The 16,487-nt window shown below is 68.7% G+C and carries 12 protein-coding genes; 7 read left to right on the forward strand and 5 right to left on the reverse strand.

What is annotated here, in order from left to right; translation table 11 throughout:
* Window positions 1-58: 58 nt before the first annotated feature.
* Window positions 59-2,107: an APC family permease gene (locus ABZ956_RS20770; protein ID WP_361895474.1), complete on the forward strand. Its 2,049-nt coding sequence runs from the start codon at window positions 59-61 to the stop codon at window positions 2,105-2,107.
* Between the two features lie 151 nt (window positions 2,108-2,258).
* A complete protein-coding gene (locus ABZ956_RS20775; protein WP_361895476.1) occupies window positions 2,259-3,587 on the forward strand; it encodes a class I SAM-dependent RNA methyltransferase in 1,329 nt (442 codons plus the stop codon).
* Window positions 3,588-3,596: 9 nt separating this feature from the next.
* Here the strand turns inward: ABZ956_RS20775 and ABZ956_RS20780 are convergent, their stop codons facing one another.
* Window positions 3,597-4,991: a CBS domain-containing protein gene (locus ABZ956_RS20780; RefSeq protein WP_361895479.1), complete on the reverse strand. Its 1,395-nt coding sequence runs from the start codon at window positions 4,989-4,991 to the stop codon at window positions 3,597-3,599.
* A gap of 394 nt (window positions 4,992-5,385) precedes the next feature.
* A complete protein-coding gene (locus tag ABZ956_RS20785) occupies window positions 5,386-5,541 on the reverse strand; it encodes a hypothetical protein (RefSeq protein WP_361895482.1) in 156 nt (51 codons plus the stop codon).
* Window positions 5,542-5,750: 209 nt separating this feature from the next.
* Here ABZ956_RS20785 and ABZ956_RS20790 point away from each other — a divergent pair, with 209 nt between their 5' ends.
* Window positions 5,751-6,248 (forward strand): 3'-5' exonuclease, encoded by a 498-nt coding sequence (locus tag ABZ956_RS20790; protein WP_361895484.1) that lies wholly within the window; start codon window positions 5,751-5,753, stop codon window positions 6,246-6,248.
* 923 nt (window positions 6,249-7,171) lie between these two features.
* Here the strand turns inward: ABZ956_RS20790 and ABZ956_RS20795 are convergent.
* The 3 genes from ABZ956_RS20795 to ABZ956_RS20805 are packed head-to-tail and all read right to left on the reverse strand — an operon-like array spanning window position 7,172 to window position 10,552.
* Window positions 7,172-7,837 carry a hypothetical protein gene (locus ABZ956_RS20795; protein ID WP_361895487.1) on the reverse strand — a complete coding sequence of 222 codons (666 nt, stop codon included), beginning with the start codon at window positions 7,835-7,837 and terminating at the stop codon, window positions 7,172-7,174.
* Window positions 7,838-7,886: 49 nt separating this feature from the next.
* The gene (locus tag ABZ956_RS20800) at window positions 7,887-8,804 is read right to left on the reverse strand and encodes a hypothetical protein (RefSeq protein WP_361895490.1); all 918 of its coding nucleotides are present in this window, start codon (window positions 8,802-8,804) and stop codon (window positions 7,887-7,889) included.
* Complete coding sequence (locus ABZ956_RS20805) at window positions 8,801-10,552, reverse strand: hypothetical protein (RefSeq protein WP_361895493.1); 1,752 nt, start codon at window positions 10,550-10,552, stop codon at window positions 8,801-8,803. Before ABZ956_RS20805 ends, ABZ956_RS20800 begins: the two co-directional genes overlap by 4 nt.
* 85 nt (window positions 10,553-10,637) lie before the next feature.
* Between ABZ956_RS20805 and ABZ956_RS20810 the strand changes: the two genes are divergently transcribed.
* The 4 genes from ABZ956_RS20810 (at window position 10,638) to ABZ956_RS20825 (ending at window position 16,481) form a co-directional block, all read left to right on the forward strand.
* The gene (locus tag ABZ956_RS20810; protein WP_361895496.1) at window positions 10,638-11,360 is read left to right on the forward strand and encodes an NUDIX domain-containing protein; all 723 of its coding nucleotides are present in this window, start codon (window positions 10,638-10,640) and stop codon (window positions 11,358-11,360) included.
* Between the two features lie 644 nt (window positions 11,361-12,004).
* Window positions 12,005-12,727: an alpha/beta fold hydrolase gene (locus tag ABZ956_RS20815; RefSeq protein ID WP_361895498.1), complete on the forward strand. Its 723-nt coding sequence runs from the start codon at window positions 12,005-12,007 to the stop codon at window positions 12,725-12,727.
* A 9-nt stretch (window positions 12,728-12,736) separates the two neighbouring features.
* Window positions 12,737-13,561, forward strand: coding sequence for an SDR family oxidoreductase (locus ABZ956_RS20820; protein WP_361895500.1), 825 nt, complete (start codon window positions 12,737-12,739; stop codon window positions 13,559-13,561).
* Window positions 13,562-13,610: 49 nt separating this feature from the next.
* Window positions 13,611-16,481 (forward strand): amino acid adenylation domain-containing protein, encoded by a 2,871-nt coding sequence (locus ABZ956_RS20825; protein ID WP_361895503.1) that lies wholly within the window; start codon window positions 13,611-13,613, stop codon window positions 16,479-16,481.
* Window positions 16,482-16,487 lie beyond the last annotated feature (6 nt).

Here is a 16,487-nt window from a genome sequence, read left to right on the forward strand (position 1 = left end):
GGGCTCCGACGGGTAGCCGGGTGGGCGGTATCGATACCGAACCCTTACGATCCTCTGCGTGTCCAAACTGACCGACCTGCCGAAACGGATCCTCATCGGCCGGGCGCTGCACAGCAACAAGCTTGGGGAGACTCTCCTCCCCAAGCGCATCGCCCTCCCCGTCTTCGCGTCCGACCCCCTCTCCTCCGTGGCGTACGCGCCGGGCGAAGTGCTGCTCGTCCTGTCCGTGGCAGGCGTGTCCGCCTACCACTTCAGCCCCTGGATCGCGGTAGCGGTCGTCGTGCTGATGTTCACGGTGGTCGCCTCGTACCGCCAGAACGTCCACGCCTACCCGAGCGGCGGCGGCGACTACGAGGTCGCCAACACCAACCTCGGGCCCAAGGCCGGACTGACGGTCGCCAGCGCCCTGCTCGTCGACTACGTCCTGACCGTCGCGGTCTCGATCTCCTCCGGCATCGAGAACCTCGGCTCCGCCATCCCGTTCGTCATCGAGCACAAGACGCTCTCGGCCGTCGCCGTGATCGTGCTGCTCACGCTGATGAACCTGCGCGGCGTCAAGGAGTCCGGAAAGCTCTTCGCGATCCCGACGTACGTCTTCGTCGGCGGCGTCTTCGCGATGATCGCCTGGGGCGCCTACCGCGGCCTCACGGGCGACACCATGAAGGCCCCGACCGCCGACTACACCATCCACGCCGAGCACCAGGGCCTGGCCGGCTTCGCGCTGGTCTTCCTGCTCCTGCGCGCGTTCTCCTCCGGCTGTGCCGCCCTGACGGGCGTGGAGGCGATCAGCAACGGCGTGCCCGCCTTCCGCAAGCCGAAGTCGAAGAACGCCGCCACCACGCTGGCGCTGATGGGCGGCCTCGCCGTCACCATGTTCTGCGGCATCATCGCGCTGGCCATGGTCACCAAGGTCCGGATGGCCGAGAACCCGGCCACCGACCTGCTGCGCGACGGCGTGCCCGTCGGTGAGGACTACACCCAGAACCCGGTGATCTCCCAGGTCGCCGAGGCGGTCTTCGGCAACGGCTCGTTCCTGTTCATCGTGCTCGCCGCCGCCACCGCCCTGGTCCTCTTCCTGGCCGCCAACACCGCGTACAACGGCTTCCCGCTGCTCGGCTCGATCCTCGCCCAGGACCGCTACCTGCCGCGACAGCTGCACACCCGCGGCGACCGGCTCGCGTTCTCCAACGGCATCGTGCTGCTCGCCGCGGCCGCCGCGATACTCGTCTACATCTACGGCGCGGACTCCACGAAGCTGATCCAGCTCTACATCGTCGGCGTCTTCGTCTCCTTCACCCTCAGCCAGATCGGCATGGTGCGGCACTGGAACCGCCACCTGCGCGGCGAGAGCGACCCGGCCAAGCGCCGCCGCATGATCCGCTCCCGGGCGATCAACACCTTCGGCGCCTTCTTCACCGGCCTGGTGCTCGTGGTCGTCCTGGTCACGAAGTTCACGCACGGCGCCTGGGTGGCCCTCCTCGGCATGGTGATCTTCTTCGCCACCATGACCGCGATCCGTAAGCACTACGACCGGGTCGCCGAGGAGATCGCCGCCGGCGAGGGGCCCACCGACGAGACGGTACGCCCCTCCCGGGTGCACTCCATCGTCCTGGTCTCCAAGATCCACAAGCCCACCCTGCGGGCCCTCGCCTACGCCAAGCTCATGCGCTCCGACACGCTGGAGGCCCTGACCATCAGCGTCGACGCGGCCGAGACCAAGTCGCTGCGCGACGACTGGTCGGCCCGCGGCATCGACGTACCGCTGAAGGTCCTCGACTCGCCCTACCGCGAGATCACCCGGCCCGTCATCGACTACGTCAAGCGGCTGCGCAAGGAGAGCCCGCGCGACGTGGTCAGCGTCTACATCCCCGAATACGTCGTGGGCCACTGGTACGAGCACCTGCTGCACAACCAGAGCGCCCTGCGCCTGAAGGGCCGCCTGCTCTTCACGCCCGGCGTCATGGTCACCTCCGTGCCCTGGCAGCTGGACTCCTCCGAGGCGGCCAAGCAGCGCGCCCGCAAGCGCGCCGAGTGGAACGCCCCGGGCGCGGTGCGGCGCGGCCCGGTGACGGAGCCGCGGAAGGAAAAGGCGGCGACGAAGAAGTAGGCGTCGACGTACGCGAGGGCGTACGCGACGACGTAGGCGAAGAAGTAGGCGAAGAAGTCGCGAAGACTGAATTCGCAGGTGGGGCGGGACGGGCCGTAGACTGGACGGCTGTCCCGCCTCACCCCTTTTTTACGTCTCTGGAGCCGACCCCATGCAGAACGCACCGCAGGAATCGCTGGTCGGCGAGGAGTACGAGGTCGAGGTCGGCCCCGTCGCCCACGGCGGTCACTGCGTCGCCCGCACGGAGTCGGGCCGCGTCCTCTTCGTCCGCCACACGCTGCCCGGCGAGCGCGTCGTGGCGCGGGTGACGGAGGGCGAGGCGACGTCCCGCTTCCTGCGAGCGGACGCGGTGGAGGTGCTGGAGGCGTCCAAGGACCGGGTCGAGGCCCCCTGCCCCTTCTCCGGCCCCGGCAAGTGCGGCGGCTGCGACTGGCAGCACGCCAAGCCCGGCGCCCAGCGCCGCTTCAAGGGCGAGGTCATCGCCGAGCAGCTCAAGCGCCTCGCGGGCCTCACCCCGGAGGAGGCCGGCTGGGACGGCACGGTCATGCCGGCCGAGGGCGACAAGCTCCCGGCGGGCCAGGTCCCCGCCTGGCGCACCCGCGTCCAGTACGCGATCGACGCCGAGGGCCACGCGGGCCTGCGCAAGCACCGCTCCCACGAGGTCCAGATCATCGACCGCTGCCTGATCGCGGCCCCCGGCGTCACCGAGCTCGGCATCGAGAAGCGCGAGTGGCCCCAGATCGCCACCGTCGAGGCCATCGCCGCCTCGGGCTCGGCCGACCGCCAGGTCATCCTCACCCCGAAGCCCGGCGGCCGCCTGCCGATCGTCGAGCTCGACAAGCCGGTCTCGGTGATGCGCGTCGGCGAGAAGGACGGCAGGGTCCACCGCGTCCACGGCCGCCCCTTCGTCCGCGAGCGCGCCGACGAGCGCACCTACCGCGTCGGCGAGGGCGGCTTCTGGCAGGTCCACCCCCAGGCGGCCGACACCCTGGTCAAGGCCGTCATGCAGGGCCTCATGCCCCGCAAGGGCGACATGGCCCTCGACCTCTACTGCGGCGTGGGCCTCTTCGCCGGCTCCCTCGCCGAGCGCGTGGGCGAGAAGGGCGCGGTGCTGGGCATCGAATCCGGCAAGCGCGCGGTGGAGGACGCCCGCCACAACCTCCAGGACCTCGACCGCGTCCGCATCGAACACGGCAAGGTCGAGGACGTCCTGCCGCGCACCGGCATCGACTCGGCGGACCTCGTGGTCCTCGACCCCCCACGCGCCGGCGCCGGCAAGCAAACGGTCCGCCACCTCGCCTCCCTGGGCGCCCGCCGCATCGCCTACGTAGCCTGCGACCCGGCGGCCCTGGCCCGCGACCTGAAGTACTTCGCGGAGGCGGGCTACCGGGTGGTGAAGCTGCGGGCGTTCGACCTGTTCCCGATGACGCACCATGTGGAGTGCGTGGCGATTTTGAAGCCGGTGGCTAAGGACGCGTGAGCTGCGTTTTCAGTAGGGATCGGCGTCGCCTTCGCCAGCGGAGCGCAGCAGTTCGAGAAGGCCCTGGGCCGGGCGCAGCTGGTCGTCTGTGACGGGATCCGGGCTGAAGTGTGTCAGGCTGTTGCGGAAATTGCGGCCTTCCTCGAGTGCGGCGACGAAGTGCTGCTGGTCGATGAGCCATCCGAGTTCGGCCCACTTCTCCGGAACCTTCAGCAGGTGTCCGTACGCACCGAACGTCAGGTTGGCCGCGGAGTTCACCCGGGAGGCGCGGTGCCTGGGCACCACTGCCCGAATGCGGTCGGTCGGTAGGCAGCGGTCGACGATCCGCCGCAGGCGCTGCTCGATCTCCTCGACGAGGACGAAGGGACGAACCCGGATGCCGAACTGGACGGTGAGGTCGGAGTCGGTGACCAGCCCGCACACCTTGTGATCGTGGTCGCGCACGAGAACGTAGCCGGACCTCTGGATGGTCCCGACCCAGTCGAGAAGGTCGTCTGAGCGGTCTGCTTCTTGGGCGCGGACCGTGGCTGCCGCAAGACTGGCTTGGGAGTCGGCCATGTGAGCACGCCCGATCGACTCCCAGCTGACCACGCCGCGCACTCGGCCATCCGCGTCGAGGACGGGGAGCTGGCTGTCGTCGCGGAGCATCATGAGCGTCATGGCGGTTCGGAGGCTGTCGCCGGCCCGTACGCACTTGGGCATGCGGTTGGCGGAGTCCAGGTTGCTCACCGGGTAGGCGACGGTCTTCGCCTGCGAGTCATCGTTCACCAGGTGCCGGGCGTTGTCCGCCACTCTCTGGACCACCGCAGACGAACTGGTCGTGACGGTGAGCCGGGTGACGGCACTCGTCCCCGCTTCGTCGGGTTCGGCGCCACTGGCCAGGACCGCGATCTGAGTCTCTAGGCTGCCCTCCGTGAACGGCGGAACGGTGTCGAGGCCGTTGGCGTCGAGGTCGTTCTCGATCTGCTCGACCGCGGCAGGGTACCGACGCGGAACGCCCCAGACCGCGAGGAAGTCCCGGATCGACAGGGTGAGCGGCTCGTCGGCGGAACGGCGCCGTACCTCTTCGTAGAGCTTGGCAGGCTCGGTGAGCGTGGCGCCGAACTCGTCGGCGTCGGGGCGACCGGGGTCGGGCTTCCCGTCGGCGAGGGTGGCTGTGCGTGCTCCTGGCGACGGAGGGCGGCGACGAGATGCGGATTCTCGCGGTGCGCAACGGCGCCCTCGCTCGCGACGAGCTCCCCCCTTCACCATGGCGATCAACTCCGTGTCGGGCGCGGTCGAGGTGGTCGACCAGAGCGAGGTCAGTGCCAACGTCGGGGCCCTGCCCGACCGGTCCGAGCCCGCCTCCGCCGCAGAGGACGTCCCGTCGGCTCCCAGCAGTCTGCGTAAACCGCTCTTCGCCACCTATGACGACGAGCTCCTTACCGGGCTGGGTGTCCTTCCGTCCCTCCTGCTGACGAACCGGAAGATCACCACGGCGAGGAGCTGTTGCACCGGGTCGATGTCAAGGCAGTAGACATGCTGGCCCGCGAGGTTGTCCACGAGACCCGCACGGGGGCGGCCTTTGGACGACGACGCGGCGATGAACCTGTGGCACACCGTAGGCGCCGAGACCGGCCTGCTCGACTACGAAGCGGAGTTTCTCGACGCCGAGTTCAAGCACGTCATCCTGGCCAACCGGTGCGGCTCGTGGGAGCTGTACGGGCGCGTCGGCCGCACGGGGTGGCCTCGCATCAGCACCGCCCAGCAGCATGAAGTCTGGCATCTGGTGCAGGCGTACCGGGCCCACCTGGACGCGTCACGGCAGACGGCGTACGCGCTCATCGCCGCCCGGGCGGCCGGCCTGGAGCAGCACCGCATGCACCGCGTCGAGGAACAGGCCTACTACAAGGACGAGCAGGGCGGCCGCGACCTCTTCCACCGTGAGGCCGGAAGTGGCATGTGGCTCACCCACCGTCGAATCCGGGGGCGCGCCTCACGGTGGCTGACGCTCAACTACCGAACCGCCGGCAGATCCTGGGCAGTGCCAACCGCCTTATCGACGGCGCCCCTTTCGACGATCTGGACACCGGATCCGACACGCTCGACGGCTACGTTCGGTGCTGAGCGGGGCCCGCGCCGCAGTTCTGGCGGGCGTCGGACTGGCAGACCGGGATCCGGGCGGTGGCGACGCTCATCAAGGATCGCCACGACGCGTACGGGGCGTCCTACGCGGCGATGGCCATCGCGGTGCCCGATGGCGGCTCTGCCCAGGAGTTCGCCTATGTGCTCGCGAGCAGGTTCGGGATCCCGGTCGCCCCGCTCGGCAAGGAGGGCGTCCGCTCGGACGTGGACGCCGTGCGCATCGGCACGATGTACCGATTCAAGGGGCTCGAATTCCAGCGGGTCTTTCTGACGTCCGTGGGCGAGGGGCAAGTGCTGTACCAGCGTATAGAGCAGTACCGGCTCTCGAATTTGGACCGCTACCGCCAGGAGGAGCAGCGCGCCCGGTCGCTCGTGTTCGTCGCCGCGACCCGGGCCCGTGACGAGCTCGTCGTGACGTGGAGCGGCAAGGCCAGCCGCTTCCTGCCGCCGGACGCGGACGACACTGCCCTGCCGGCCACGGACCTGCTCGGTCCGGACGGGCCGGCGTCCGGTTCACCGTCGGTCTCCGCAGCCTGAGCGTCGAGGAGGGGCCGAGAGCCGTGCGCAGGGTTCCGCCGGAGATGTTCCGGTTCACCACGGGAGACAAAGCAGACCTCTATAGGGCGGTGCTCGGCGCCTTCGGCGCGGCTGGGGAGCGCCTGGGCGCTGGGGCTCGACGACGTGCGCGGGCGGTTGCCTACGGTGGGGTGGCAGGCCGCACTGGAAGACGATGAGCTGCACGACGTCCTGTGACAGCCGACACAGTGGGAGCTGTTGGACGTGGTCCACGCCCACCCTGGGAACTACCGCACGGCCGAGCAGTACGAGCCGCGCAACCTCCAATACTTACTGACCCGCCGGGGCGAGGCCGCGCTCGCCGGGGTCTGCGACACCTGCTGGAGGGGATCACCTCGACAGGAGCGTTACAGACGGCCGTCTGCTCGACCCGGCGCGGTGTAAGGGAGCGCGGCGCACACGAGTTATCGGCTGCGCCGTTACGGGTCGGACCTGCACCAGCATGCCCCCGATTTGGAGCGGAAGCCGGGGCTGACCGGCTGACCGCATGAGGCCTGGGTGCTACCGGACGTGTTGGTTCGAGCATCGCCGTCAGTTTGCGCTTGCGTCTCTGGGCGGTGCACAGGGTGGTCATGTAGGGGGTGAAGTCGTCGTCCGTGTCCAGGGCGGGGTGGCAGGTGCGGGCGCCGGGCGGATGCCCCGTCCAGGCGCGGGGACGGCCGCACGCCTGGGATCGTCAGCGGTGCGCGGGCCGTTCCCTCGCTGCCTCCGCAGGCCGCCAGTCGGCGTCACAACTCTTCCCGACGCGGTCGATGATGATCCGTATGTACGCCGGGAAGCGGGTGGTTCTGTAAGGACGCCCCGACTTCCGGTCACACACCTGGGACCAGCGTGCCAATCACGGTGATCCTGATGCCGGTGAAGTTGGGCGCTTGCTGAGGTCATCAGGGCTGGGATGCCGGGAGTGCGGGTGAGCTGTTCGTCCAGGCTGCATCGAACTGCTGCAGGGCGATGGAGTACAGGAGTCCGGGCGCCCGGGCGTACAGGCACGGGGAGTTCCTGCCGTGAGCGGAGCGGCTGTAGAAGGTGAGGTAGGCAGCCCGGTCTGTTGCGATCACGCGGCAGGTATTCGGCAGGTTGAAGTTGCGAAGCTCGACGTTGCGTTGTGTGCGGGTCACACGGGTCAGGTAATCGATGTTCGTCCGGACCTGGCTCCTGAGCAGGTCCGGGGTGAAGCCGGGATCGAACCGGCGCACGTCGTGCGAGCGCCGGTCAAGCCAGGAGTCAGCTTGGGTGCGATGGTCGGGCAGCAGGACCTGAACGGAATCCGGGGACAGCTCACCCGACCACAGAGGGGAGAAGACCTCGCGGGTGAGCACGTTTCCACGCCCTGCCAGAACCTTGATCCAGCGGGCCCGGCTCAGGTCGCGTGCGATGTCTTGCTCGGCAGACGATTGATGACGGTACACGCGGCCGAGCCCTGTGCCGGTGCACCAAGAGCATGCGGCGATCAGCCACCATAGTGGGCGTGAGCCGCGTAGGAGGCCGAGGACGAGCACAATCGCGCTGGCTGCCAGAGAACTGAGTATCCCGAACAGAAAATCAGTCATGCGAGCCATCTCCCTGTGTTTGGGTGATCCCGATGGTTTGGCTTCGCGATCAGCAGAGATAGGGTAGGAGTTGCCGCAGAATGTGTGCGGCGTTTCGAGCCGCGAGTTCGTGATATCCGTGGCCCTTCTTCTCGTCGGCGTTGTCGGATACGCCTCGGATGACGATCCATCCGGGGTTGATTGCGCCATGGAAGGAATTCTCCTGCCAGTATTGGCTCAGTCCTCCGGCTTCCATGTCAACCGCCAGGACCTTCTCGTGATAGGTCGTGAGGTAGCTCCGGATATCGCTCTCGCGGTCGGCGATTACTGCTTCGCCTGATCCGATCACTCCTGGATAGACCTCGAATTCCTCCGAGGCGTGCGTGGAGAGCTGACCGGGTACGCGTGCTGGGGTTCCGTGATCGGTAAAGAAGGCGTTCACCGCATGGACGACTGGTGCCGGCGCTTGTCGGTGCTCCCCACGGCGACGAACGTTCCCATGTGGATTGATCTTGCGATTCTCGTAGTAGACGATGTCGGTGGAGATGATGACGTTGCCGATGCGAGCGTGCTCGTTGTGTATGCCGCCGCCCACGCCGACCAGGGCCCACAGGCGCGGGTCGTAATGGCGACGCAGGTTCTCCAGGGCCGCCATCGCCGATCGTTGTCCCTGGCTCTGGCTCTGAGTGGCCACGATGCGGATGGTTGATTCCGGTGTGGTGTGTTCGCCCCGGTAGAAGTACAGTCCGCTAGGTTCCTTGTGGCGCTCCAGTTTTAATTCATCTACTACAGAGCGCAGTTCCTCGCTAAGGATTGTGACCACTCCGACGTCCCATGTAACGGTCCGTTCGTCGGGAGCCCCTTCGTCGGTGGGAGTGCCGGCGTCGTGGGAGGGGACAGCCATGGAGGCGCGGGCGTGTTTTCCGACTGCGTTGTTGCTGAAGTTGTTGTTGTTGCCGTGGCTGACGATTCCTCGATTGCTGATCACTGATTTCCTCCATTGCCTGGGTTGTTGGAGCCTGTCGGCTGGTTCCCGGAGATGCTGACCTGGGCTTCGTCACCCACGGCGTTGTTGCTGAAAGTATTGTTGTCGCCGAAGTTGAAGATGCCGCTGTTGATGATCTTGAGTGCGCGGTCGTTGAACTCGGATATGTCCACTTCCTTAGCGTGCGGAAAGTCGCTGGTGGCGCGGAGCAGACGCCGCTCGATCGTCTTCATTCGGCCCAGGATGTCGCTCTTCTCCAGTTGGACCTTGGACCATGCTTGGGCCGATCTCTCCCGTATGCTTATTCGGCTGCCGATCAATACGTTGCGGATCGGTATAGACGTGAGGTCGCGAGGGAGTAAGGCGGCCTTGCCCAGGGTGTAGAAGTAGCGGGCGATCCGCCATGAGTTCTGGATCTCCAAAGGCAGCGCGGTCAGTTCACGGAATGCTGCCCAGACGACGGCTATGGCTCCGTGGTGACCAAATTCCTCGGTCCGCTGGAATGATCTCGGCGTGTGGGCGAGGACGCATGCTGCTGTAGAGATCATCAAAGTGCGTCCCTGCAGGCTGACGCGCAACAGGACGGTTGCGACGAACTCTGATCCTTCTGTGGGAGTGACGACTTCAAGGAAGTGGTGTTGTTTGGTTCCGGGCGTGTTGATGATGTCGCGCAGATCGGCCTCGCCGAACTCTCGTGGAAGGAGGCAGCGGTCTATCGCCACGTCGGTTTCGGCTACGTAGATGCGGTCGCGGACCTGTGCGGGAAGCCGGACTTCCTGGCTGTCGGTGTCCAGCAGCTGAACCGCCTCGCGCAGGTACTCGACCAGTTCGTGTGCTTGAAAGGGGGGTACGGGGTGCTCGCGTTCATGGAGCGGCGCATCGTCGTCGCCGGGGCGCAGTAACTGGATGCTCATCGGTGGGTTCCACTGGTAGACGAGTTCGCCGGCCCCGATGAATGGTGACTCGTCCCCGAAGAGCGTGAACACGGTGAGGTCGTCCTCGTCCTCGCCCTCGTCATCACTGTGGCGAGGGCGGCGGTATACGGCACAGACGTGTCGCTGCTGTACGTCTGCCGCTCGTTGTCGGCCGGACAGGCGTGTGGGCCTAAGAGATGATGCATGCAAGACGTGGTCGAGCATCAGTTGCCGTGTGGCTCCGACGCCGAGGCACATGAGCATGATTCCTGCGGCCACATGGAGGGCCGTCGTGGCGTGGCCCGGATGGGAAAGGGCGACGGCCAGACCGGTCAGCGCCAGGGATAACGCGGCGACACCGATGCGTCTGAGTGCACGTTCCTTCTCGGAACACCTTCGGGGAAAGAGCAGTCTGAGGGGGTGTCGATGGCCTCGTGCAGGCCCCAGGCCGCGGCGTTTGGGCTTCCGTCTTGGCCTCGGTTCCCAATCGCTCTTCTGGAGCAGCAGGGTGAGGCGGAGCAGCCATAGGAGGGCGAGGCCGCAGATGATGAGGATGCTGGTCGGCAGGGCGCCCGCGAAGGCCGGGGTGACCACGGCCCCTACCAGTGTCATGCGGAGAAGCGCAGTCAGCGCGGCGGCCCGCCACGCATGGTGCATGACGGGAACGATGTCGAACCCGTAGGACGGGGCGACCCTTCGGTGCGGCGCGGTGCACACCTTGTCGATCACGAGGTCGCGGAATCGTTCGTCCACGTACACGCCGGTGCATAAGTGACGGGTGGCAGCGCTCGGTTCGCCGGTCGCTTCCTTGGCCGGTGGCACATCGGAAGTGATCATGCCCTGCCCTTGCCTCGTAGGGTTATGGTCTGTGAGACCATAAGTGTCGAGGGTGTTTAAGTCAATGCGACCTTTAGGGGCTCTGGTGGATGACTGGCTGAAAGACTCCGCTGAGGTGGAGGCATCGTGGGTGACCGTGGACTTGGCCATCTTCACCGTCAGGAGCGATCAGTTGATGGTGCTCCTGATCGAACGCGGGCTGGAGCCCTTCCTCGGTCGGCCCGCACTGCCCGGTGGCTACGTCCAGAAGGGCGAGACCTTGCGCGAGGGGGCGCTGCGTGAACTCCGGGAGGAGGCCGGGATCGACGGCAGCCGAATGCACTTGGAGCAACTCGGCGCCTACGGAGACCCTCGACGCGACCCGAGGGGAAGAGTGGTCACCATCGCCTATCTCGCCCTGGGGCCGGATCTTCCCGTTCCTGTGGGTGGTACCGATGCCAGGCGTGCCTACTGGGCCCCTGTGTCAGAACTGGCGGACGGTGCGCAGGAGCTGGCGTTCGATCACTCGGTCATTCTCGCGGACGCCCTGGAGGAGGTCCGTAGGAAACTCGAGTACACAGCTATCGCTACGGTCTTCTGTGGAGATTCGTTCACCCTGAGCGAGCTGCGCACGGTCTACGAAGTGATCTGGGGGCAGAACCTGGATCCGAGCAACTTCCGCCGCAAAGTGCTCAACACCGCGGGGTTCGTGCAACCCACAGGGGGACAGCGGCTGCCCCCCACCGGACGTCCAGCCGCCCTCTACCGGCGGGGAAGCGCGTGGCTTCTCAGTCCGCCTTTGCTACGCGGCGCCGGCCACCCTGCGTAGTCGGCTTCGGGCTTCGGCCGCACGTGAGAAGCGTTTTGATCAGGCTCGGCTCGACGAACTGTTCTGGCGAGCGTTCGGGACGTACCGGACTTGTCCGAAGCCAGTGAGGCTGTTGCGGAGCTCGGCGACGGACTGCGGTCCTGACCTTGTGAGACCTGCGAGGTATGAGTCGTCGCCGCTGGCCGGACGCCGCCGGGCGGTGAGCGAGGACGATGGCTCCTCCGCCTATGGCGAGGGCGGAATGCGTCGTGTTGTGCTGTTCCTGCCGCGAACGATCTTCGAGACGCCACTAGGGATCGCCAACCTCGCCTTTCAGGGCGCCCTCCTCACCTGCGTTCAACCGCCATGGAAAACCCACCCCCCGGCCTGTACGATCACAACTGGTCGGGGCTGGTCATATTCGTATGGGGGCAGTGCCGACGAATCGGGGGAAGTTCGGGGGAGTTTGGTATGGCCGTCGTCGTTGTCTTCGGGCTTGCGCGGAGATGCGCCAGCTGATCGTCGTTCGGCCATTCGTCCCCGCCCGCGCCGTGCCGCGTTCCCGGCCGGCGGTCGCCTTCGGCCCCGCGTGAGATGTTCTCTGAACGTGAAGCCGTGCGCGGCCAGCGCGCCTGTGGCACGGCGTGTAGGAGGTTGGGAAAGCAATGTCGGCAGCGTCGTTCTCGTTGGTGTGCCTGCCTTATGCCGGGAGCGGGGCCGGGTTCTACCGGCCCTGGAACGGGCTGGGGCCGGAAGGGGTTCATGTCGTTCCGCTGCAACTTCCCGGGCGGGAGGAGCTGTTCCTCGACGACCCTTATGAGGATGCGGCCGTCGCCGCCGCGGAGCTGGCGCCGCGGGTTGTCGAGCTCGTCGGTGAGCAGGCGCCCATCGCTCTGTTCGGGCACAGTCTCGGTGCCGTTCTCGCCTTCGAACTCGCGCGGGAAATCCAGCGATCGGGGCATCCCGGGCTCACTCACCTCTTCGTGAGCGGTTCTCCCGGGCCCTGGAGCGGGCGGAGTGAGCGGGCGACCGGGCTCGGGGACGAGGAGTTCATCGAGCGGGTCGGGGAATTCGCCGGGTACCGGCACGAAGCGTTCGACGATCCCGATCTGCGCGAGATACTGCTGCCCCTCCTGCGCGCCGACGTGGCCATGCACGAGAACTACAAGCCCGCCTCCGACGAACCGCTGCCGATTCCCGTCACCTCGCTGCGCGGCGCCGACGACCAGCTCGTCAGCCGGGCGCAGGCCGAGGAGTGGCAGGCGGCCACGAGCGGGCGGTTCTCCTACCGTGAGCTGCCGGGCGGGCACATGTACCTCGTCGACTCGCCCAAGAGCCTGCTGGAGACGGTCGCACACGAGCTGGGCGCCGCCGCCCACGCCGGCTGAGGGGGCGGCGTGCTGTTGCAAGGCAAGACCGCCGTCATCACCGGTGCGGCCCGCGGGCTGGGCCGGGCCTGTGCGGAGCGGTTCGCGCGGGAGGGGGCCGACCTGTTCCTGATGGACATCGCCGGGGACCTGCCCGGCGTGCCCTACCCGCTCGGGTCCGCCGGCCAGCTCGCGCACACCGCGGCCCTCTGCGAGCGGCACGGCGTGGCCGTCGCCACCGCCGCGGCCGACCTGCGCGACCCGCAGGCCGTCTCGGCGGCGGTGGACCAGGCGCTCGACCGGTTCGGGACCGTGGAGATCCTCCTCAACAACGCGGGCATCGCCGCGCCCTCCGGCAAGAGCACCCACGAGATCACCGAAGCCGAGTGGTCCTTGATGCTCGACATCGACCTGTCGGGCGCGTGGCGGATGATGAAGGCCGTCGCACCGGCCATGATCGAGCAGCAGGCCGGCAGCATCGTCAACGTCTCCTCGACCGCCGGGCTCGTCGGCTACCGCCACTTCGCCGGATACGTGGCCGCCAAGCACGGCCTCGTCGGCCTGACGAAGGCGGCCGCCCTGGACTACGCGCCCTTCGGCGTGCGCGTGAACGCGCTCTGCCCCGGATCCGTACGCGACGACCTGGCCGTCGAGGGCCGCATGCTCTCGGAGATCGCCCGCTCGCTCGACGTCCCGGTCGGCGAGCACGAGGACGTCTTCGTACGGGACCAGCCGATGAACGCGCTCATCGAGCCGGAGGACGTGGCGGGCGCGGCCGTCTGGCTCGCCGGGGACGACTCCCGCCAGGCCACCGGAACGGTTCTCACCGTCGACGGCGGATTCAGCGCCCGCTGACCGGACCGTTCACCTCCCTCACCGCAACTCTTCTCGCAGGAGGCCGCCCATGGCCACAGCCACCCCACGCCCGCCGCGGGCAGCCGCGTTGCGCCGGGCCTGCCACAGCCTGACCGTACGCGCCGACCGCCCCCTCGACACCGCCCAGGCCGCCCGTCGCCTGCAGGACGCCACCGCGCTGCGACTGTGGACCCTGCGCCTGCCGGTGGACTCCCAGGACCCCGCCGGCCGGGCCCGGGTCCGCGCCGAGGCCCAGCGGCCCGTACGCCCGGACGGCGGTCCCCTGCGGGCCGTCCTCGTCGAGTACGCCGACGGGCTCGCCGACCTCGTCCTCGTCGCCGCCCGGTCGCTCGTGCCCCTGGAGACGCTCGAGCAGCTGGCCGCACTCGTCCTCGACGGGCCCGACAGCGCCGGCGAGCCGGCGCCCCTGCCCACCGGCCGGACGCTGCCCGCCGGGCGCCCGCCGCGCACCGACCGGCCCGGCCCGGAATGGGGCCTCGGCACACCCGCCGGCGCCGGCCGCCACGGGACCGTCCCCCTCGCCCTGGAAGCCGCCGGCGACGACCTGCTCCTCGCCGCCGTATCGCTCACCCTCGCCCGCTACGCCGCCCAGCCGGAGGTGACGCTCGACGTCCGGCACGCCCACTCCGGCGACAGCGACGGCGACAGCGACCGCGACGGCTTCCGCTCCTGGACCGTCACCGTGGACGAGGACGACACCGTCGCCGCCCACCTCGACCGCTGCCGGCCCCCGTACGGAACCCCCTCCGCCGACGCCTCGCCGGTCGCCGTGGTCCTCACCACGGCCCGTCCCGGCACCCACTACCGCCCGTTCCTCGCGCCCCCCGCACCCCTCACCCTCCACTTCGTCCGGCAGCAGGACGGCTCGGTCACCGGCACCTGCTGGTACGACGAAGGTGCCGTGGCCCCCGCGATCGGCGACATGTTCGCCACCCGCGTCGCGCACGCCGCCCGGCACCTGGCCGCGCTGCCGGGGGAGCGCCCCCTCCTGGACGTCGCACTCCTGGACGCCGGCGAAGCCCTCGACGTCCTGCGGCTCGGCGGCCTCGGCACCGCACACCAGGCGGCAGGAACCGGCTCGCCCACCACGATCCACGCCCGCATCGCCGAGACGGCCCGCCACCGGCCCGACGCCGTCGCGGTCACCGACGGACAGCGGGAGCTGACCTACCGGCAACTGGACGAGCAGGCCGGACGGATGGCCGCCGGGCTGACAGCGCTCGGCGTACAGGCCGGCAGCGGCATGGTCGGCGTGTGCCTGGAACGCGACGCCACGCTCGTCGTCACGCTGCTGGCCGTCCTCAAGGCAGGCTGCGCCTACGTCCCCATGGACAGCCGCTATCCCGACGAACGGCTCCGCCACACCGCCACCGACGCCGGGGTCGGCGTCGTGATCGGCGACCCCGGACAGTTCCCGCACATCGACGGCATACGTGTGGTCACTCCTGCGGAACTCGTGGAATCCGGCTCGCTGGTGGAGCCGGAGGATCCGACCGACGACAGCCGGGCCGCCTACGTCATCTACACCTCCGGCTCCACCGGCCGCCCCAAGGGCGTCGTCGTCCCCCACCGCAACGTCATCGCCCTCGTCGAAGCCACGGCGCCCGACTTCGGGCTCGGCCCGGACGACGTGTGGACCCTCTTCCACTCCACGGCCTTCGACTTCTCCGTATGGGAGATCTGGGGCGCCCTGCTCACCGGCGGCCGGCTCGTCGTCGTCCCGTACTGGGTGACGCGCGCTCCCGACGAGTTCCACGAGCTGCTCGCCGCGCAGCGGGTCACGGTCCTCAGCCAGACGCCGTCGGCCTTCGCGCAGCTCGCCGAGGCCGATCGCCAGTCCGCCCCGGCGGCCGGATCCGCCGCGCCCACCGCGCTCGCCGCACTGCGGCTGGTCGTCTTCGGCGGTGAGCCGCTCGACGTGACGATGCTCGCCCAGTGGCTCACCCGGCACTCCCACACCCGGTGCCGCCTGGTGAACATGTTCGGCATCACCGAGACCACCGTCCACGTCACCGCGCAGACCGTGACGCCCACCGAGGTGATCGCCCGCTCCCGGTCCGTGGGCCGGGCGCTGCCCGGCTGGTCGGTGTCCGTACGGGACGGGCGCGGGCGCATCCTGCCGCCCGGCGCGTCCGGCGAGATCTACGTCGGAGGGGCCGGGGTGGCCGACCGCTACCTGGGCCGCCCGGAACTCACCGCCGAGCGCTTCGTCGTCGACGCGCTCACCGGCGAACGCGTCTACCGCAGCGGCGACCGCGGCCGGCTCGCGCCGGACGGCCGCCTCGACCACCTGGGCCGTCTCGACAACCAGGTCAAGGTCCGGGGCCACCGCATCGAGCTCGACGAGATCCGTTCCGTCCTGCTCGCCGAGCCGAAGGTGAGCGGGGCCGCCGTGGTCCTCCGCCAGGACACCCCCGGGGACGCGGCCAGTACCCGCATCCACGCGTACGTCGCGCTCACCGACGGCGGCACCGAGAAGGACGCGTACGAGGCGGCGCGCCGGGTGCTGCCGGACTACATGATGCCGGCCACGTTCACCCCGGTCCCCGCGATACCGCTGACCATCAACGGCAAGGTCGACACCGCCCGGCTGCCCGAACCCGGCGCCCGCCCCGCCGCCGTAGAGCCGCAGCCGTCACCGGCCGGCACCGTGCCGGAGGCCGGTGAGGCTGGTGAGGCCAGTGAGCTCGGGCCACAGCTCCTCGCGTTGTGGTCCGGTCTCCTGGGCGTCGACGTGCGGCCGGAGGACAACTTCTTCGAGCTGGGCGGCAATTCGCTGCTCGTCGTCCGGCTGCTCTCGGAGATGAAGGCCCAGGGCCTGCCCAAGGTGACGATGCGGCAGTTCTACAGCAACTCCACCGCCTCCAAGTTCATCGACCTCGTCGACGGACTCGGCTGAGCACCA

Origin of the sequence: Streptomyces sp. NPDC046261, from assembly GCF_040646235.1 — a bacterium.
Taxonomy (GTDB): Bacteria; Actinomycetota; Actinomycetes; order Streptomycetales; family Streptomycetaceae; genus Streptomyces.